Origin of the sequence: Salinisphaera sp. C84B14 (assembly GCF_040361435.1) — a bacterium.
Lineage (GTDB): Bacteria > Pseudomonadota > Gammaproteobacteria > Nevskiales > Salinisphaeraceae > Salinisphaera.
Genome location: NZ_APNL01000022.1, coordinates 16,315 through 34,880, shown reverse-complemented (window position 1 = coordinate 34,880; position 18,566 = coordinate 16,315). Strand labels below are relative to the sequence as shown.

Sequence of the window (18,566 nt, the reverse complement as noted above, 5' to 3'; positions counted from 1 at the left end):
GCCCTAGTGTGAATGCGTCGCGCTGCGCCCGGCGGCGGTCAGCGCGGCCTTCAAATCGAAGGCCCCCGCCACGACCAACGGCTGGCCGACCGACACGCCGCTGCTGATTTCCACCTGACCGCTGCCCTCACGGCCCGTGGTGACCGGCGTAAAGACGAATACGCCCTCGCCCTCGCCGGGAACGAACACGCCCTGGCGAGCCCCGATCTGCTGAACCGCATCGATCGGCACTTGTGTATGGCGGCTGCCCGACGCGATCGAATCCGGGGCGTCGCCCTGCCCAGCGGCGATGGTCGCGGTCGCAAACATGCCGGCGCGCAGCAGCCCGTCGGGATTGTCCACGATCGCGCGTACCTGCACGGTCCGGGTCTGGGCATCCAACCGAGGCGATATCCAATCGACCCGCCCGGTAAAACGTGCATCCGGAAACGGACGCACATCGAAGCGCACGCTCTGACCCTCTTCCAGGTACGACAACGCCTGTTCGGCGGCATCGATCATCAGCCACATGCGGGTGTTGTCGACGATATGAATGGGCGTTTCGTTTGCATTCAGTGTTTGCCCCGCCACCAGATCGCGTCGTGCGACGACACCGGCGCGCGGCGCAATCAGTGTCATACGTGACAGCGGGACGTCGGCGCTGTCGTCGATGGCATCAATCGCCGCCTTGTCCAGCCCATACAGGCGAAGCTCTGCACGTTCTGCGCGTCGCTCGGCCCGGGCCTGTTCGTAGGCGGCACGGGTTTCGGCCAGATCGGACTCACTTACAATCTGATCGGCCGCCAGGTTGCGATCGCGTGCATACGCGGCCTGGCGTGTGCGATAGCGGGCCGTTGCGGTGAGATAGGCGGCTTTCTCCTTGCCGAGCGCGACGCTATCGAGCACGGCCAGGGTATCGCCGGCTTCCACCCGTGCGCCCAGATCGACGGCCACCGAGACCACCTTCGCTTGTAATCGCGGGCCGACGCGTGCCACCCGGTCGGCGTCGAATTCCACCGTGGCCGGTGCTTGTATGGCTGCGCCCGGATCAGTGCCCCCGGCAGGCGCGACCCGGATGTCCAGCGCCTCACGCTGTTCGGCGTTCAACTCGACCCGATTGGGGTCGTGCTGCGTATCATCCGGTCGGTCGTGGTCGCCGCCCTCATGCGGGTCGTGCTCTGCGTGGGGACCGGAGGCGTGCACCTGTGCGCCGCCTTGTGTGCGGCCATCGTTATCAGCCGGTGCGCCGTTGCAGGCGGCCTGACTCAAGAGCAGCACCACCGAACCCGCGATCGCTATCTGTCTGAATAGTCGGTTGTTCATTATTCGCCCTGCCCGTTTGCCATGACGATCAAGCCACCGGTGGCCCGTTCGAGATCGGTACCGGCCCTCACCAGCGAAGCGAGCGCGTCGAGATAATCACGACGTATATCGATGAGATTGTTCTGCGCCGAGGTGATCGCCGGGGCCCCGACCTTGCCGGCCGCAAACGAACGCCGGGTGAGTTCGAGCGTGCTCTGCGCCGCATCAAGCACCGCATCGCTGAGCACATCGGCGCGCTCGCGTGCGGCCCGATAGGCGCTCAGGCCCGACAGCACCTGGAGACGAACCTCGCGTTGCAGGTTGGCGGCATCGAGTTGAGCCTCGGCCAGATCCGCGTCGGCGATCTGGCGTTCGCCTTCATAGCGGTGCATCAGGGGCAACTCGAAACCAATGCCGCCGCCAGTGATATCGGCGCCGCCGGCGCTGCGCCCACCGGCTTCTTCGCGATAGAAACCGAATACCGTGAGATTGGGTACGATCTGGCGTTCGGCCAGCGCGAGTTGCTTCCGTGCGGCTACGATCCGGGCGGCCGCTGCCTGCAGATCGCCGCGCTGTTGTACCGCCCGCTCGAGCAACCGTTCCTCGTCCGGTAATTCAAGCCGGCGAAACGCGAGCTGGCCTTTGATCGCCAGATGCCGTGCCGGATCGATCGCCAGCAGATTCTTGAGGCGCAATCGTGCCTGTGTGGCCGCATCGTGCGCGGCCGCTGCGAACGCCCGCGCACGCTGCAGGCCGAGTCGCGCCGCATTGGTTTCGATCCGCGTACCGGCGCCCGCGTCGAGCCGACGACGTGCATAGTCGTCAAGCTGGCGATTGGTATCGACCACGCGCTCGGCGGTAGTCACCGCCTGCTCGGCCACCAGCACCGAAAGGAATGCCGCGCGCGTGCGCGCCGCAACGGTCGCAGTCAGGTAGGCATGGTCGGCCTGAGCGGCGGCCAGGGACTGGTCGGCGGCCGCGGATCGCAGCCCCGCCTGGCCCGCAATCCAGAACGTCTGGCTGATGCGGATACCGATATCGGTATCCGCGCCGCCCGGCTGGTCGCGTCGACCGGCTTCGAGTTCGACGCGCGGATTGGACGGCACGGCCACATCGGCGTGCACCGCTTCGCCGCCCAGTCGGCGGATACGAATGGCCGCCGCACGAACCGCGGGGTTGTACTCATCAGCCCAGGCAAGCGCGGCGTCCAGCGTTAACGGCTGGGGGATTTGAACGACCGCGCCCGCGCGCACGGCCAACAGCAGCAGGCATGCACCGAACACGGTGGCGCCTGCCGTAGAACGACAGAAAGACATGAGCGAACCTCATCGCAAGGAATCGATACGCGCTGACAGGCAGCGCGCGAGGCCAACGATTCAGGCGATGGGTGGATCGATCAGTGGGGCATGCGTCAGGCTGACATACGGCTTGCCGCGGCCGGTATGCGACAGCGCCGCCCCCCGCGAACTGCACGGCCGCCAGATACGATCGCAAACCCACCAGGTGAGCACTGGCGTGACAGCAATGATCGCTGTGGCTGGCGTGATCCGTGCTGCCCGGTGTCGTCGCCGGTTGCGCGTCGAGCGCTGTGGTCTCGATATGGGCGTGGGCGCTGCCCTGCTCCGCCGGCCAATCGATATGCCCCGCCCAAGCTTGTGCGCTGACCGCCACGAAGGCGATCAACAATACGGCGACGAGCCGTTGCAGGGTCGGATGGCGAGCGCTCATGGGCGGAATGCTAGCATAGCCCCGGCCACAGTAGCGGCGCGGCTGACAGTGCCCGGGCGCTGCCAGCCGCCGACACGCGCTGCGGGCGCGGCATTGTATTGTGTGCGAACATATTGGTTAATCGCGGTCCGGGCGTGGTTCAAGCGATACCCCATGACACGGCCCGCTCGTCGCCCTGGTGACACGCGTTGGCGCAAGCGGCTAATGTCGGAGCACATGACAGACACTCTTATCTCCTTTACTGATCGTCGGCGTGATACACGGCCAGCTGCGACGCCACGGGCGCAATGGCCGGCCTGGCCCGTCTACGGCCTGATCGACGATCTCTACCCGGTGGTCGCGGGCTGGCATGCCGACGGGCATCGTGTCGTGCTCGCGACGCTGGTGGCCGTTACCGGCTCATCGCCCCGTCCGCTCGGTAGCGAGATGGCAATCAATGATCGCGGCGAAGTGGCCGGCTATGTATCCGGCGGCTGCGTGGAAGGCGCCGTCGCGGCTCAGGCGCTCGATGTGCTCAAAACGGGCGAACCGGTCATGCTTGACTATGGTGCCGGTAGCCCGGTGCTGGATGTACAGCTGACCTGCGGCGGTCGTATTGGCATATTCGTACGCGCGCTTGAGGAGCCGGGCGCGTTTATCCAGCATTGGGAGCAAGCGCGCGACCAGCGACAGCCACTGGATGTGGCGATCGACCTCGATACCGGCACGCACCGCTACGGGTCGGCGCAGCCCGCAGGCAGTGATCGCGTATTTCGCCAGCGTTATCTGCCGCCGGCGCGGCTCGTCATCGCTGGTGGCGACCCCGTAACCCTCGCACTGGCTCAGCTGGCACCGAGTTTCGGTTATGAGGTGGTCCTGCTTCGGCCGTACGGGCCGCCTTCGCCGCCGCCGGGCACGGCATTGGCGCATTACGACACCCGCCCGCTGGCGCGCGCGCTGGCGGCGCTTGAACTGGATCCTTTCACGGCGCTGTATACCCTCACGCACGATATCGACGACGACCATGCTGCCCTGGCGAAAGGGCTGGCTTCGCCAGCGTTCGCGGTCGGCGCCCTCGGCAGTCGAAGCAAGGCATCGGATCGCAGCGCACGCCTGCGCGCGGCCGGCTTTTCCGATTCGGATCTGGACCGGCTGCATACGCCGGCCGGACTGTCGATCAATGCACGCGAGCCGCGCGAAATCGCCCTGTCGGTATTGGCCGAACTGGTCGCACTGCGACCGCGCGTGAACGCGGCCACGGCTTGATTGGGGCCATCGTACTGGCCGCTGGCGCATCCACGCGCTACGGCTATAATTCCAAGCTCCTCGCCGGATGCAGCGGACAGCGCGTTATCACGCGAAGCCTGGCGGCATTGGACGATCAGCCACTTCGGCCCGTCGTGATCGTCACCGGCCGGGCGTCACGGCGCGTGCGCGACACGATTCGGCGACGCCCCGACGGGCGCCGACGGTATCGTTTCGTTAACAACGCCGACTATCGCAACGGTATGGCACAGAGCCTGCATTACGGTCTGCAAGCGCTGCCCAGCCGGTGCCAGGCGGCGCTGATCTTGCTGGCCGACATGCCGAATCTCGAGCGCCGTACCGTGGCAAGACTCTGTCGGCTGTGGCGGCCCGGCCTGGATTATGTTCGGCCGGTGTGTCGTGGCCGCCCGGGGCATCCGGTGATCGTGGCACGCCGTTTGTTTGCAGAGCTGGCCACTCTCGAGGGTGATCAGGGCGCCAAGACGGTGCTTGAACAGGTACCCACAGAGCGCTGTCGCTTGATCGAAGCCCCCCCCGGCTGCGTACAGGATGTCGATACGCCCACTGCGTTACGCCATGCGCAAAAGACCTTCAATCGGACTGATAGCGAAAACCAAACTGTCTCGATCCGTTCATCGTTTATGGTGTAGAAGTATCAGTATTACCGATGCATCCAAACAGCGTAATTAAACAAATAAACAAGAAAAGAATATTCCACCGAGCGACGCGCCGAGCGTTGCCCCAAAACTGGAGAAATCCATGAGCAACCGCGAACCCCGCGGCACCGCCAGTGACGCTGGCGAGGCAACACGCCCGGGTCAACCCAAGCATTCGGCCTCCCGGCGTCGTTTCATGAAGACCGTCGGCATGTCCGGCATCGCTGCCGCAACCTCGGGCGCCGGTATCGGCCAGGCCTTCGCCGATGATGGCCAAGCCCCGGCCGCGACCGGTGAGGCGCCGGCGGCCGGCAAGACCCGGGTCAAGTTCAAGATCAACGGGCAGATGAAGCAGATCGATGTCGCCCCGAACGTGATCCTGCTGGACGCGATTCGCGACGAGCTGCAGTTGACCGGCACCAAGAAAGGCTGTGACCACGGACAGTGCGGCGCCTGCAACGTGCACGTCAACGGCACGGTCATCAACTCCTGTCTGAGCCTCGCGGTCATGCACGACGGCGACGAGATCACCACCGTCGAAGGCCTGTCCGAAAACGGCGAACTGCATCCGATCCAGCAGGCTTTTCTCGATGAAGACGCCTATCAGTGCGGCTACTGCACCGCCGGCCAGATGATGACCGCGACCTACGTGCTGAACAGTTCGCATATCGGCGACAGCGACGACGCCGTGCGCGAAGCCATGAGCGGCAACATCTGTCGCTGCGGCGCCTACAAGAACATCCTCGCGGCGGTTCAATCCACCCGCGGCAAGGTCTAGGAGGCGGCCATGCGAAATTTCGAATATCAGAAAGCCGATAGCGTGAATGCGGCCGTGACCGCCCATGCCGGCCAGGCCTCGTCCTTCGTGGCCGGCGGCACCACCCTGCTCGACCTGGTCAAGATCGACATCATGCAGCCCGAGCGCGTGGTAGACGTGAACGGCCTGCCGCTTTACGACGTCGAAGCACTCGACGACGGCCGGCTCAAGATCGGTGCGATGGTCAGCAATACCGATCTCGCCTATCACCCAACCGTCGTCGAAAAATATGCGGTGCTTTCCGAAGCGCTGTTGTCCGGGGCTTCGACCTCGCTGCGCAACAAGGCAACGACCGGCGGCAACGTGATGCAGCGCGTGCGCTGCCCGTATTTCCGTGACGGCGTATCGGCCTGCAACAAGCGCGAGCCAGGGTCCGGCTGTGCCGCGATCGGCGGCCATAACCGCAGCGTGCATGCCGTGCTGGGAACCAGCGAACAGTGTATTGCGACGCATCCGTCCGATATGTGCGTGGCCATGGCGGCCATCGGCGCAAAAGTGCTCGTGACGGGGCCAAACGGCGAACGCGAAATCGATTTCCTCGACTTTCATCTGCTGCCCGGCGATTCGCCGGAGAAAGAGCATGCGCTGCACGTCGACGAATTGATCACCCACGTTGTGCTCGATGCGCCTATCGAGGGTAGTCGTTCCACCTATCTCAAGCTGCGCGATCGGGCGTCCTACCAGTTTGCGCTGGCGTCCAGCGGCGTGATCGTGGCCACCGAAGGCAACACCATCCGCGATGCCCGAATCGCGCTGGGCGGGGTCGGCACCAAACCCTGGCGTGCCCGCGAGGCCGAGCAGGCCCTGATCGGCGAGCCCGCCACCGAGCAAAGCTTCAAGAAGGCCGCCGAGATCGCTTTCAAGGGCGCCACGCCCTACGAACACAACGCGTTCAAGATTCCGCTCGGCCAGCAGGCGATCGTACGTAGCCTGACCCACGCCACCGCAGCCCGAGCGTAGAGGACAACCCATCATGACCGACAAGATTCAAGCCAAGATCATCGGTGCGTCCAAGCCGCGTATCGATGGCCCGCAGAAGCTGCGCGGCGAAGCGATGTACGCCGCCGATCATCATCTGCCGAACATGGCCTATGCCTATGGCGTGTTCAGCACCGTAGCCAGCGGCACGATCGACCATATCGATCTGTCGAAAGCGAAACAGATGCCGGGCGTGATCGATATCTTCCATCACGACCATTTCCCAGATCTGTATCGCACCCCGAGCAGCTTTGCCCAGGAAAACAAGGTGGACGAAACCCGTCTGCCGTTCGAGGACGGCAAGGTCTACTACCCGGGCCAGTTCGTGGCGCTGGTGGTCGCCGATACGTTCGCCAACGCCCGGGCGGCCGCGTATGCGGTAAAGGTCGATTACAGCGCCGACGCCGAGCCGATCGCCACGCTCAGTCAGGCGCTCGAGCGCGGCGGCGAGCCCAAAACGGCCAAGTCCAGCGGCCATAGCCGTGGCAATCCGGATAGCGCCTACGAGTCGTCGACCAACCGTATCGACGTCACCTATGTCACGCCCATGGAAACGCATAACCCCATGGAGATGCATGCCAGCACGGCGAGCTGGGAAAACGGCGACCTGGTGCTCTACGAAGCGTCGCAGGGGGTGATCTTCGCGCGCAACGTCATGGCCAAGGTGTTCGGCCTGGCGCCGGAGCGTGTCGAGGTGCGCTCACCGTTCATCGGGTCCGGATTTGGCAGCAAGCTCTGGATCTGGCCGCATGCGATCGCCGCGGCGGCCGTCTCCCGCGAGGTCGGTCGGCCGGTGCAGCTGGTCGTGCCCCGCCAGCAGATGTTCACTACCACCGGGCATCGCCCGCCCACACAGCAGCAGATTCGTATCGGCGCTGACGACAACGGCAAGCTCACCGCCCTCACCCATGACTCGATCAACACCACGTCGATGGTCGATACCTATGTGGAAAGCACGGGCAGCTGCACGAAGAGTCTCTACGACTGCGAAAATCTGCGCGTAAGCCATGCGACCATCGGCGCCAATCACGGTACGCCGACGTCCATGCGCGCCCCGGGGGCAGCGCCCGGACTGTTCGCGCTGGAATCGGCCATGGATGAAATGGCCGAAAAGCTGAACATGGACCCGCTCGAGTTTCGCAAGGCGAACTACACCGAGCGCGACCAGAGCATGGATCTGCCCTTCTCCAGCATCCACCTGATGGAGGCCTTCGATAAGGGCGCAGAGAAATTTGGTTGGGCGAAGCGAGATCACGCGGTCGGCTCGATGCGCGACGGCGACGAAATCATCGGCTGGGGCATGGCCGCCTGCAACTGGGAAGCGCTGAAGATGAACTGCGATGCGCGGGTTTCGCTGCGTGCCGACGGCACGGCGTATGCCTCCTGTGCCACCCAGGATATCGGCACCGGCACCTACACGATCGTGGCCCAGGCGGTATCCTCGATCACCGGTATTCCGATCGACAAGATCGAGGTCGAACTGGGTGACTCGAGCTACCCGAGCGGCCCGGTGTCGGGCGGTTCCTGGGCCACGGCCACCACCCTGCCCGCCATTGCCGAAGCCACGCGATCGGCCATCGAGGCATTGAAGAGCTATGCCATCGGCGACGGCGGCGCCTTCGCAGGCGCCAAGGCCGACGATCTGAGCTTCGATGAGGGTAAGCTCAGCGACGGTGATGGCAAATCGGTCGCCTATACCGACGTACTCGGCAAGCTCAAGCTGGCCAACGCCGACGGCGAGGCGCACACCCCGGGCGCACCCCAGGGCGAGTATTCCTTCCGCTCCTTCGGTGCCCATTTCGTCGAGGTTCGCTGGGATCCGGGCATCTCCCGCCTGCGGGTATCGCGCGTGGTCAGCGCCATCGACGTGGGTCAGATCATTAACGAAAAGACCTCTGCCAATCAGGTCGAAGGGGCCATTGCCATGGGTATCGGTATGGCCTTGTTCGAGGCCACCGAGTACGACGAACGCTCGGGGCTACCGGTGAACAACAACTATGCCGAATACCTTGTTCCGGTACATGCCGATCAGCCCGATTCGGTGGATGTCATTCTGCTCGACCATCCGGACTATGCCTTCAATGAGTTCGGAGCCCGAGGCATTGGCGAGATCGGTGTGACAGGAATGGCGGCAGCGGTTGCCAACGCCGTGCACCATGCCACCGGCAAGCGAATTCGCGAGTTGCCGATTCGTCTTGAACAGCTGATGAGCGCATAGCACGTCGCGGTATGCACGAGGGCGGCTGCGGCCGCCCTTCGTGTTTGTGGCACGCCCTTTGTCGATTCATCAATTTTATTCGCCTCTAGCGTTAAACCTTTGTGCCGGAACGATGTCTTAGATCGTATCGCTGCTGGATATCAATTAAGGCAAAACGTGACGATGGACGTATTGATCATCGAGTCCGACGATCGCCGGGCGATCGATATCGGCGATTATCTGAGCAGTCGGGGTGACGATCCGGATTTCGCCTCCGATGGCGCCTTGGCAATTCGCCTGTGCGATGCACATCGCTACGATGCGGTCATTCTCGATCCCGACCCGCCAAGGGTCGATGGGGACGGGCTATGCAGCCGCCTGCGTGCCGGCCTCGGTTCCGGCCCGCCAATCCTTGTACTCACCGGCAGCGACCGGGCGCCCCGCGAGCCGATCGCCAATATCGAGAACTGCGTATTGGCGTCCAACGAATTGCCAGACCTTTATGCGCGTCTCGAGTCGGCGGTGCATTACAAGCGACGGCGGCTCAAATCGGTCGGTAGCGCGGCCCTCCAGCTCGACCCCGATCTGGGCGTTGCCCACTGTGCCGGCGAAACGGTGCCACTGGCCCCGACGAGCTACCGCATCCTGGAACTGCTGGTTCAGGCGCATCCCGACATCGTCCTGCGCGAAACCATCGAGAACGCGGTCTGGCCGGAGTGCCGGCCGGCGTCGGAAGCCGCCCTGCGCGGCCACGTGCACAGGCTTCGCCAGCTGCTCGCCGAAGTGGGCGGGGAATCGCTCATTCGTACCGTACGCGGCGTGGGCTATCGGTTGAGCGACGCCGTCTAAGCGCCGGGCCAGCGGGCGGCCTCAGGCGAGCGACGGCCATGGTGTATCTACAGTCGCGGTCTGCGGTTCGAACGCGCCTGCTTTGCCATACGGGGCGGCCAAGTCGCGTTTGCGCCCCTGGCCCGGATCGGTGCAATGTAAGCCGGCACCTATACAAAAATAATTATGGAGGAGACCGATGCGATACATGCTGCCGCTGCTGGCCGCGGGCGGGCTGTGCCTGCCGCTGCCGGCGCTCGCCGATAGAACCCCCGCCCATGACTACCCGACACAGGCCCGGGTCGAATATGCCTACGAGTGCATGAATCGCCTCGGTGGCGAGAACTACGACACGCTCTACAAATGCTCATGCAGCATCGACTACATCGCCGATCGGCTGCCCTATGACGAGTACGTCACCCTTGATACCTACCAGCGTGGCCAGAATGCCGCCGGCGAGCGCCCCGAGGTTCTGCGTGAGGGCTCGATCGCCCGTGAGAGTCGAAATCGACTGGCTGCCATCAAGGCGCAGGCCGCGCAGCAATGCCTGATCGAGCCGAGCACCGGCACGCGCGACTGAGGCTTTTCGGGCGCTTCGACAGCCTTTTTTCATAGACCTTGGTCTTACTCAAACCACTGTAAAACGACGGTTTATGCTGCGCCGCAGCGCGCTGGGAGCCGATCCGGGTCTGCGCTTTGAAGGCAGTCCTATGGTGAATTAGGCGTATGTGGGAAACGAACGCATGTGCGTGACATGCATCTGTCCGGATCGCGGACTTTTTCCACAGCTGTTGCAGCGCGGGCGTTCGGCCCGGACGGGAAAAGATCCCGCCCATCAAGATCGGGAAAAAATGACTTGCAACACGCGTTTCGAGTTCTTCGAATCCGTTGACGCCACCGTTGCGCCGTGCTATCGAAAACGTGAGGGGATTGACCGGACGCACCGTTCGTACAGGCCCCGCTCGGCACGGCCTGATCCGTACAAAAAACAATGGCCGATGCCATATAAAAATTACGTGACGGAGGAGAAACGTCGTGAAACTACAACCCGCCATAGGGACGCTACGCCTGGCAACGGCTGCGCTAGCCGTGTCCTCGCTGCTGGGGTCCGGTCTCGTCTTTGCCCAAGGCGAGAAGGCTGAGAAAGACAACAACGGCTCGGCCACTCAGAGCAGTCAAGGGCAATCGACCGACCTGGTCGAAATGCAGAAGAACCCCGATAACTGGATCATGTGGAGCGGCCAGTACAACGGCCAGCGCTACAGCGAACTCGATCAGATCAACAGCGAAAACGCCGGTCAGCTTGCACCGGCCTGGACATTCTCGACCGGTGTGCTGCGCGGGCACGAAGGCGGGCCGCTGGTCAAAGGCGACACGATGTATATATCGACGCCCTTCCCCAACAAGGTATTCGCGCTCGATCTGGAAACCCACGCCATCAAGTGGAAGTACGAACCGGTCCAGGACCCGCGCGTTATCCCGGTAATGTGTTGCGATACCGTCAACCGCGGGCTGGCCTATGGCGACGGCAAGATATTTCTCCAGCAGGCCGATACCACGCTGGTCGCGCTTGATGCCGACAGCGGCAAGGTGATCTGGAAGAGCGTGAACGGCGATCCGAGCAAGGGCCAGACCGCTACCAACGCCCCGCTTGTGGTCAAGGACAAGGTCATCACCGGCATTTCCGGCGGCGAATTCGGCGTACGCGGTTATCTGACCGCCTACAACATCGACGACGGCAAGTTGGCCTGGCGTGCCTACAGCACCGGTCCGGATGACACCATGCTCATCGACCCGGACAAGACCATCGACGCGATCACCCAGAAGCCGGTCGGCAAGGATTCCAGCCTGAAGACCTGGGAAGGCGACCAGTGGAAGATCGGCGGGGGCACTACCTGGGGCTGGTTCACCTATGACCCCGACCTCGACCTGCTCTACTACGGCACCGGCAACCCGGGTACCTGGAATCCGACCCAGCGGCCCGGCGACAACAAGTATTCCATGACCCTGTTCGCCCGCGACCCGGATACGGGCGAGGCGAAATGGCTCTATCAGATGACGCCGCACGACGAATGGGATTACGACGGCGTCAATGAAAAGATCCTCGTGGACCAGGAAATCGATGGCAAGCAGCGCAAGCTCGTCGTCCACTTCGATCGCAACGGCTTTGCCTATACACAGGACCGTACCAACGGCGAGCTGCTGGTCGCCAAGAAATACGACCCGGCCGTGAACTGGGCCAGCGAAATCGATATGGAGACGGGCCGTCCGAAGCTAGTGTCGGAATATTCCACCGATGGCAAGGTCAACCAGAACGTCACCAATATCTGCCCGGCCGCGCTGGGCTCGAAGGATCAGCAGCCGGCCTCCTATTCGCCGAAGACCGGCCTGTTCTATGTGCCCACCAACCACGTGTGCATGGACTACGAGCCGTCGAAGGTAGATTACACCGCCGGCCAGCCGTACGTGGGCTCCACCGTGGCCATGTACCCGGGCCCCAACGATATCGTCAATCCGGTCAAGGAGTTCGAAGGCAAGCGAATGGGCACATTCATCGCCTTTGATGCCACAACCGGCGAAATCAAGTGGTCGGTACCCGAGCGCTTCTCGGTATGGAGCGGCGCCCTGGCCACCGCCGGCGATGTGGTGTTCTACGGCACGCTGGAAGGCTATCTCAAGGCCATCGATGCCAAGACCGGCGAGGAGCTTTACAGCTTCAAGACCCCGTCGGGGATCATCGGCAACGTCAATACCTGGAAATACGACGGCAAACAGTATATCGGCGTGCTCTCCGGTATTGGCGGCTGGGCCGGTATCGGCATGGCCGCCGGCCTGACCGACCCGAACGCCGGCCTGGGGGCCGTGGGTGGCTACAAGGATCTGAAGAACTTCACCCAGCTGGGCGGTGTTCTGACCGTATTCACCCTGCCCGACGCCGTCGCCGAAAAAGCGCGTACCAGCGAAAAAGTCGCGTCCAAGTAACGCGTATTGGTATGCCTTACCTGCCCGTATCCGTTCTGCTTGGCGCTCGACGGATACGGGCTTTTTCTTGGCCGCGAAGCGGCTCAAGGTGCAATCGAGGAGTTTTCTATGATCCCCAATCGCCAGACGATCGTCGTATCGCTCGTCGCCCTGGCTGGCCTCGGACTGGCCACAGCCGCGGTGGGTGCCGACGATGGTCCGATCGTGAACGATTACAGCAGCATGGGAGCCGAATACGGCTATTCGGGCGACAGTAGCAAGAAAGACGAATCGCAGGCCGCAGATACGAGCGCGAGCAAGTCGGGCGATTCGACTCACTCGCGCGAGCAGGCCGCCGACGACGGCGAGCTTTACCAGGTCGACTGTGCGGGCAGCGACTGCAAGGTCAGCAAGAACGTCATGGTCGGCTACGAAAAGTTCGGCAGCCACTGCGCGCAGTGTCATGCCCAGAACGCGGAAGGCAGTACATTCGCGCCCAGTCTCGTCAAACGCCTCGAGGGCATGAACCAGGGACGATTCACCGCCGCCGTGGCGGGCGGCGTGACGCGACTGGATTCGACCACCGGCCAGTACAGCGTGATGCCGGCCTGGGCGAACAACGAAGACGTGATGAACAACGTGCAGAACATCTGGGCGTTTCTCAAAGCCCGCTCCGACGGCGAACTGCCGGCCGGCAGGCCCAAGCCGATGGACGACAAGAGCTGATCGGCCGTCGTGCGATCGTGTCTGCGGATTCGCCTGGCAGGTCTTGCCATGCTCGCCAGTACCGCTGCGGCGACCGCACAGACGAGGCCTGCATTCGAGGTGGACCGGATCGCGGACGGCGTATTCGTCCACTCGGGCCTGCAGGCCGAGGCCGATGATCGCAACCACGGTGATATCGCCAATCTAGGCTTCGTGATCGGCGCGGACTGTGTCGCCGTGATCGATACCGGTGGCAGCCCATACGTTGGCCGAGCGTTGAGGCGTGCGATCGAGGTGCGTACGTCGACGCCGGTCTGCTACGTCATCAATACGCATATGCACCCGGATCACGTCTTCGGCAACGCCGCCTTCGCGGATACCGACGCGCGTTATATCGCGGCTGCGGGTTTCGCCCATGCCCTGGCCGCACGGCGTACGACCTATCTCAAGCGCGCAGAGCGTACGCTGGGCGTGGCTGTCAGCGACGGCTGGATCGTCATGCCTGACGACGTGGTCGACTCGCGCATGCGACTCGATCTGGGCGGTCGCTCCCTGCAGCTTACCGCCTGGGCCGATGCGCATACCGATAACGATCTCACCGTATTCGACGAGGCCAGCCATACGCTGTTCACCGGCGATCTGCTGTTCGTCGACCGCGTGCCGGCGATCGATGCCAGCCTGTCCGGCTGGCTGGACGTAACGGCGTCGCTCGACGCCCTGGCCCGCGAAGTGGCCCATGTCGTGCCGGGTCACGGCCCGGCCGGGCAAGGACTGGACGCGATGCTGGCACCCCAGACGCATTACCTGGAGGCAATCCGCGACCAGGTCCAAAGCGCGATCGATGACGGCTACGGCCTCGCCTATACCACCAGGCACGTCGCGCGCGGCGAGCGTGATCGCTGGCTGCTGTTCGACGACTATCACGTGCGTAATGTCACGGCCGCCTATACCGAACTGGAGTGGCAATGACGATCGAGCCCGGATACAACGCTGCGCATACAGACGTCGCGCCCACGCGCGCCCGTGCGAGCACTGCCACGCTATGGCTCGCGGGCCTATGTATGCTTGCCTTTATGAGTACGGCCGTGGCGGACGTACAACGGCGCGACCAGGACGAAGCGGCCTGGAAGAGCCTGCGGGCCGAGTATTTCGGCGATCGCGCGATTGCCGATGGCCAGGACGTGGTTACGCTCGATGCCCCCTACCGTGCCGAAGACCCGGCGGTGGTACCGATCACGATTACCGATCACCGCGCCGGTACCGAAGCGTCGCCGATCCAGAAGCTCTGGCTCGTGATCGACAACAATCCGGTGCCGATGTCGGCCGCCTTCGAGTTCGGCCCCGCAGCGCGTTCGGCCACCCTCGCCCTGCGCGTACGAGTGAATTCCTATACCTATATACGGGTGCTCGCCGAGAGCAGCGATGGCCAGCTATATATGGTGAAACGCTATGTGAAAGCCAGCGGTGGCTGCTCCGCCCCGATCGGCCGCGATCTGGACGCGGCCCGCAATAACATGGGCCAGATGCGGCTTCGCCGTGTACGCGTCGACGGCAGCGACGAAACACGAAGCCAGCTCATGATCCGGCACCCGAACATCACGGGGCTGCAGATGGACCAGCTCACCCGGCTGGTCGAGCCGCCCCATTTCGTCGATGCCATCACCCTGCGCAAGGGCGACGTCCTGGTGCTGGATTCGACGATGACCTTTTCGCTAAGCGCCAACCCGAGCCTGCAGTTCGATGTCGCCCGAGACGCGGCCGGCGATCTCGGCGCGCAGGTTCATGACAACAAGGGCAACGAGTTTCGCCAGACCTGGCCGGCCGAGCCCGGCGCCGCCCCGACCCAAACGACCGCCGATGGAAAGACCTGATGAATACCCGCATACCATTCTCCCCCCGACTACGGCGCAACGTGGGCGTCGCCCTGCTCGCGCTCGGCGTGGCCATGCCGGCGCTGGCACAGCGCACGCGCAGCGTCGAAAACCTTGCCGCAGAAGCGCTACGGGTCTGTGCCGACCCGAGCAACATGCCCTTTTCAAATGAAGCGGGCGAAGGCTTCGAGAACCGTATTGCCGCCTTGTTCGGCGCCAAACTCGGCGTGCCGGTGGAATACACCTGGATGCCGGAGCAGATGGGCTTCGGCCGCAATACCCTCAAGCGCTGGATTGCCGAAGAGAATCGCTATGCCTGCGATCTGATCATCAGCGTGGGCAGCGCATTTGAAGTGGGCAAGACCACGCGGCCCTATTACCGCTCCACCTATACCCTGGCCTATCTAAAGGGCCACGGTCTGGATACGATCGAACGCCCGGACGACCTGCTCGGCCTGCCCCAGACACAAAGAGACGACTTGCGGATTGGTGTATTCACCGGCTCGCCGCCGGGGGACTGGATTATTCAGCACGGCATGATCGGTCAGATCGTGAGCTACCGCGCCCAGTCCGGTGGTTACGACGTCGACCCCGCGGATATGGTGGCTAAGGACCTCGTCAACGGCGATATCGATATCGCCGTGGTATGGGGACCGATCGCCGGTTATTACGCCCAGAAGATCGATACCGTCGATATCGCGGTCGTGCCGTTCACCCGCGACGACGGGCCGATGTTCGATTTCCCCGTCTCCATGGGCGTGCGCTACGGCAACGACGATTGGCTCGATACCGTGCAAGGGCTCATCGACGACAACCGCGACGCGATCGATGCAATTCTCGACGACTACGGCGTCCCCCGCGTGCCCCTGCGCGACGTCGATCGCCAGATGCCGGAAGACGACGATGATTGAACCGCATACACGCCTTGGCCGAACGCTGCGATATTCGTGGGTGTTGCTGCTCGTGCTCGCTTGCACGGCCGCGTCGGCGGCAGCGAAGACCGGCAGCGACGCATCCGAACAGCGCGACTTCTCGCAGGCGAACCGGCTGCTTTTCATGACCGATCACCTGAACGACGTACAGACGCCCGCGACTCTCGCCTACGCCTTTGCCCACCGTGAACACGAAGATAGCGAACGAGATTACGACGACAGGGTATTGCTGAACATCGACAGCAGCGACCAGGCCGGCAAGCACGTAGCAATCGACTTCCTCAGCGACGAGCGTCATCGCTATATGCCGGAAGTCGATAACGCCCGCGGCAACCCGGTGATCATGATGTTTCTGCAAAACGACGTGTCCACGCTTGCCCAGCAGACCGGCGGCAGCTGGCGCTACTTTCAGCGGCGGGTGAAGTTCGCCCTGCAGGATTCAGCGTCGGTGACCGAGGATATCGCCGACTATCGCGGCGAACAGGTCGCCGTGCAGCGTATCGAACTCGAACCCTACGCCGACGAGCGCGGCCATCGCGAAAAGATGGCGGATGCGGTCAAGCGGCATTACACCTTCGTTCTCTCCGATGCGGTGCCGGGCGGCGTGCTCGAGCTGCGCGCGAGCACGCCCGCCGGCGACGGCCGTGGCGAAACACTCGACCGAATGACGCTGCTGCCACCTGATAGCCACACGCCGAACACGCCGTGATGTGCAAGCCGGCCGTTACCACGGCGCGCAGGCAGGCCATGCAGGCACTGTTCGCCGTGTTGATGGCAACGATATGCGGGGTCGGCATGGCCGACGCCCGCACCGCAGGCGAGCCCCGCACGCTGTTGATGCTGCCCTTCGACATGGTCGATTCCAGCCTGCAGGGCGAAATGAACCACGGCCCGCTGGCGGCCGACGTCGCCCGTCTTGAGCGCACCCAGGCGATCGTGCAACGCGCTCTTTCAGGCCGCGAAGAGTTCCGCCTCGTCGATGCCGCACCGATCAATGAGGATATCGCTCAGGCTCGGCAAAGCTATCGCTATCTGTATGAATGCAACGGCTGCGAAATCGATCTTGGCCGGGCCGCAGGCGCCGAGCTGGTACTCACCGGCTGGGTACAGAAAGTCAGCAACCTGATCATCAATATCAATGCCACGCTTTACGACGTCGAGCGCGGCAAGGCCGTGGCAGGGGGATCGGTGGACATGCGCGGCAATACCGACCGCACCTGGCGTGCCGCCGCGCTCTATCTGGTCAACCATAGCCTGCCGGCAAATTATCACGCCCGTCAGGCCGCGCTTAACGAGCAGCGCTGATCTTGGCCGGGTTCAGCCGGGATCGACCGGGGCGACCATGGGGGCGACAGCAGCGTCGATGATCTGTCGAAGCTGAGTGTTGATCTGCGTGGCCAACGTATTGAAACGATCGAAATCGGTTGTCGTTGGCAATAACAGCGTGGCGACATGGATACGCTCGTTGTTTTCGAAGATCGCGATACGACAGGGCATATACAGGATCAGGCTCGGTTCGATTTCGATCACACGACGCGCATATTCGAGGTTGCAGAAGTGCACGATCGTGGCATCGCCGAATTGGGCATGCCCGCGGCGGCGTACGGCGTCGCCGATATCGTTGCGACCGACCAGGGCGAAATTGTGCTGGCCGATCGACTGCTCGAGATCGAGCACGACATCCACAAACGCCTTATCCGCCGGCGCCGTTCGATCGTATCGTGCACGCTCGCTCGCACCGGCGGCAGACGCGATAGCAAGCGCCACCAGCAAGAGCAGACGAGCAGGAAAAACGATTGCACGCATCACGCGAATCTATCACGGCACGCGGGTTAGTTACTCATGACAGACGTATAGGCGCGCTGCCTGGCGAACATGTGATGACGCCGTTTGCGTCGCACGCAGGTCACGCCCTATCGGTCTCCCCCGCTTTTCGAGTTATGAAGTGGCGTCGACGAGCCGCGCAAATCAGTTTTTCCGACGTGCGTCGACAAGCACATACCCAATCCGCTCGGCAGCGCCTGCGGTCCCGGGTTCAGGCGCGACTGCTGAGAGCTGCGTTTTCGGTGTAACGCCCCGGCGGGCATTCGCGCATACACCGGGGCACAGACATACCGGGGCGGACGCAACAAGCACCCAATGCCAAGGGCGCCCACGCCGCGTAACATGGAGCGACGTGTCGACGCGGCGGCGTCGCTTGGCAGAGGGCGTGGCCGCTGGCTGTTACGCGAGATGGCCGGTTGTGGCGAACCGGGGCCGTCGACCCGGCGATGGTTGTACTACGCCGCGGTCGTCACAGACGGCTGTTGTTGAAAGCAACCGGTCGTTGTTCACCGATCCACACCGTTCGCAGCCAGTAGCCGGGGG

Annotated in this window: 17 protein-coding genes; 14 read left to right on the top strand and 3 right to left on the bottom strand. The window is 63.3% G+C overall.

The features are described from left to right. Window positions 1-3: 3 nt before the first annotated feature. Both C84B14_RS16065 and C84B14_RS16060 read right to left on the bottom strand, forming a co-directional pair. The gene (locus C84B14_RS16065) at window positions 4-1,302 is read right to left on the bottom strand and encodes an efflux RND transporter periplasmic adaptor subunit (RefSeq protein ID WP_353225594.1); all 1,299 of its coding nucleotides are present in this window, start codon (window positions 1,300-1,302) and stop codon (window positions 4-6) included. Next, a complete protein-coding gene (locus C84B14_RS16060; RefSeq protein ID WP_353225592.1) occupies window positions 1,302-2,597 on the bottom strand; it encodes a TolC family protein in 1,296 nt (431 codons plus the stop codon). The genes C84B14_RS16065 and C84B14_RS16060 overlap by 1 nt, the downstream gene beginning before the upstream one ends. Before the next feature lie 628 nt (window positions 2,598-3,225). Here C84B14_RS16060 and C84B14_RS16055 point away from each other — a divergent pair. The 14 genes from C84B14_RS16055 (at window position 3,226) to C84B14_RS15990 (ending at window position 17,504) form a co-directional block, all read left to right on the top strand. Then, window positions 3,226-4,254, top strand: a complete 1,029-nt coding sequence (locus C84B14_RS16055) for an XdhC family protein (RefSeq protein WP_353225590.1) — start codon at window positions 3,226-3,228, stop codon at window positions 4,252-4,254. Continuing rightward, window positions 4,251-4,904, top strand: coding sequence for a nucleotidyltransferase family protein (locus C84B14_RS16050; RefSeq protein ID WP_353225588.1), 654 nt, complete (start codon window positions 4,251-4,253; stop codon window positions 4,902-4,904). Before C84B14_RS16055 ends, C84B14_RS16050 begins: the two co-directional genes overlap by 4 nt. A 109-nt stretch (window positions 4,905-5,013) precedes the next feature. Next, window positions 5,014-5,688 (top strand): (2Fe-2S)-binding protein, encoded by a 675-nt coding sequence (locus tag C84B14_RS16045; protein ID WP_353225586.1) that lies wholly within the window; start codon window positions 5,014-5,016, stop codon window positions 5,686-5,688. Window positions 5,689-5,697: 9 nt separating this feature from the next. Continuing rightward, window positions 5,698-6,687, top strand: coding sequence for an FAD binding domain-containing protein (locus tag C84B14_RS16040; RefSeq protein WP_353225585.1), 990 nt, complete (start codon window positions 5,698-5,700; stop codon window positions 6,685-6,687). Between the two features lie 25 nt (window positions 6,688-6,712). Further along, window positions 6,713-8,923 (top strand): xanthine dehydrogenase family protein molybdopterin-binding subunit, encoded by a 2,211-nt coding sequence (locus C84B14_RS16035; protein WP_353225635.1) that lies wholly within the window; start codon window positions 6,713-6,715, stop codon window positions 8,921-8,923. A gap of 162 nt (window positions 8,924-9,085) precedes the next feature. After that, a complete protein-coding gene (locus tag C84B14_RS16030; protein WP_348765259.1) occupies window positions 9,086-9,751 on the top strand; it encodes a response regulator transcription factor in 666 nt (221 codons plus the stop codon). Window positions 9,752-9,929: 178 nt separating this feature from the next. Further along, window positions 9,930-10,310: a hypothetical protein gene (locus tag C84B14_RS16025; protein WP_348765258.1), complete on the top strand. Its 381-nt coding sequence runs from the start codon at window positions 9,930-9,932 to the stop codon at window positions 10,308-10,310. 455 nt (window positions 10,311-10,765) lie between these two features. After that, on the top strand, window positions 10,766-12,712 hold the full coding sequence (locus C84B14_RS16020) for a methanol/ethanol family PQQ-dependent dehydrogenase (RefSeq protein WP_491731242.1): 1,947 nt from the start codon (window positions 10,766-10,768) through the stop codon (window positions 12,710-12,712). A gap of 108 nt (window positions 12,713-12,820) precedes the next feature. Beyond that, complete coding sequence (locus C84B14_RS16015; protein WP_353225583.1) at window positions 12,821-13,417, top strand: c-type cytochrome; 597 nt, start codon at window positions 12,821-12,823, stop codon at window positions 13,415-13,417. 48 nt (window positions 13,418-13,465) lie between these two features. Beyond that, window positions 13,466-14,365 (top strand): quinoprotein relay system zinc metallohydrolase 2, encoded by a 900-nt coding sequence (locus tag C84B14_RS16010; protein WP_353225581.1) that lies wholly within the window; start codon window positions 13,466-13,468, stop codon window positions 14,363-14,365. A gap of 104 nt (window positions 14,366-14,469) precedes the next feature. Beyond that, window positions 14,470-15,267 carry a quinoprotein dehydrogenase-associated SoxYZ-like carrier gene (locus tag C84B14_RS16005; protein WP_353225579.1) on the top strand — a complete coding sequence of 266 codons (798 nt, stop codon included), beginning with the start codon at window positions 14,470-14,472 and terminating at the stop codon, window positions 15,265-15,267. Next, complete coding sequence (locus tag C84B14_RS16000; RefSeq protein ID WP_353225578.1) at window positions 15,267-16,178, top strand: quinoprotein dehydrogenase-associated putative ABC transporter substrate-binding protein; 912 nt, start codon at window positions 15,267-15,269, stop codon at window positions 16,176-16,178. Before C84B14_RS16005 ends, C84B14_RS16000 begins: the two co-directional genes overlap by 1 nt. After that, window positions 16,171-16,908: a hypothetical protein gene (locus C84B14_RS15995; protein ID WP_353225576.1), complete on the top strand. Its 738-nt coding sequence runs from the start codon at window positions 16,171-16,173 to the stop codon at window positions 16,906-16,908. The genes C84B14_RS16000 and C84B14_RS15995 overlap by 8 nt, the downstream gene beginning before the upstream one ends. Before the next feature lie 38 nt (window positions 16,909-16,946). Further along, the gene (locus C84B14_RS15990) at window positions 16,947-17,504 is read left to right on the top strand and encodes a DUF3280 domain-containing protein (protein WP_353225575.1); all 558 of its coding nucleotides are present in this window, start codon (window positions 16,947-16,949) and stop codon (window positions 17,502-17,504) included. A gap of 12 nt (window positions 17,505-17,516) precedes the next feature. Here the strand turns inward: C84B14_RS15990 and C84B14_RS15985 are convergent, their stop codons facing one another. Next, window positions 17,517-18,005 (bottom strand): DUF302 domain-containing protein, encoded by a 489-nt coding sequence (locus tag C84B14_RS15985; RefSeq protein ID WP_353225574.1) that lies wholly within the window; start codon window positions 18,003-18,005, stop codon window positions 17,517-17,519. Window positions 18,006-18,566: the final 561 nt, after the last annotated feature.

Bases quoted from the DNA above. Each gene is read 5' to 3' on its own strand.
- C84B14_RS16025 (WP_348765258.1), top strand. From the start codon at position 9,930: ATGCGATACATGCTGCCGCTGCTGGCCGCGGGCGGGCTGTGCCTGCCG.
- C84B14_RS16000 (WP_353225578.1), top strand. From the start codon at position 15,267: ATGAATACCCGCATACCATTCTCCCCCCGACTACGGCGCAACGTGGGC.
- C84B14_RS16010 (WP_353225581.1), top strand. From the start codon at position 13,466: ATGCTCGCCAGTACCGCTGCGGCGACCGCACAGACGAGGCCTGCATTC.
- C84B14_RS16040 (WP_353225585.1), top strand. From the start codon at position 5,698: ATGCGAAATTTCGAATATCAGAAAGCCGATAGCGTGAATGCGGCCGTG.
- C84B14_RS16005 (WP_353225579.1), top strand. From the start codon at position 14,470: ATGAGTACGGCCGTGGCGGACGTACAACGGCGCGACCAGGACGAAGCG.
- C84B14_RS15990 (WP_353225575.1), top strand. From the start codon at position 16,947: ATGCAGGCACTGTTCGCCGTGTTGATGGCAACGATATGCGGGGTCGGC.
- C84B14_RS16055 (WP_353225590.1), top strand. From the start codon at position 3,226: ATGACAGACACTCTTATCTCCTTTACTGATCGTCGGCGTGATACACGG.
- C84B14_RS16030 (WP_348765259.1), top strand. From the start codon at position 9,086: ATGGACGTATTGATCATCGAGTCCGACGATCGCCGGGCGATCGATATC.
- C84B14_RS16065 (WP_353225594.1), bottom strand. From the start codon at position 1,302: ATGAACAACCGACTATTCAGACAGATAGCGATCGCGGGTTCGGTGGTG.
- C84B14_RS16015 (WP_353225583.1), top strand. From the start codon at position 12,821: ATGATCCCCAATCGCCAGACGATCGTCGTATCGCTCGTCGCCCTGGCT.
- C84B14_RS15985 (WP_353225574.1), bottom strand. From the start codon at position 18,005: ATGCGTGCAATCGTTTTTCCTGCTCGTCTGCTCTTGCTGGTGGCGCTT.
- C84B14_RS16060 (WP_353225592.1), bottom strand. From the start codon at position 2,597: ATGTCTTTCTGTCGTTCTACGGCAGGCGCCACCGTGTTCGGTGCATGC.
- C84B14_RS16045 (WP_353225586.1), top strand. From the start codon at position 5,014: ATGAGCAACCGCGAACCCCGCGGCACCGCCAGTGACGCTGGCGAGGCA.
- C84B14_RS15995 (WP_353225576.1), top strand. From the start codon at position 16,171: ATGATTGAACCGCATACACGCCTTGGCCGAACGCTGCGATATTCGTGG.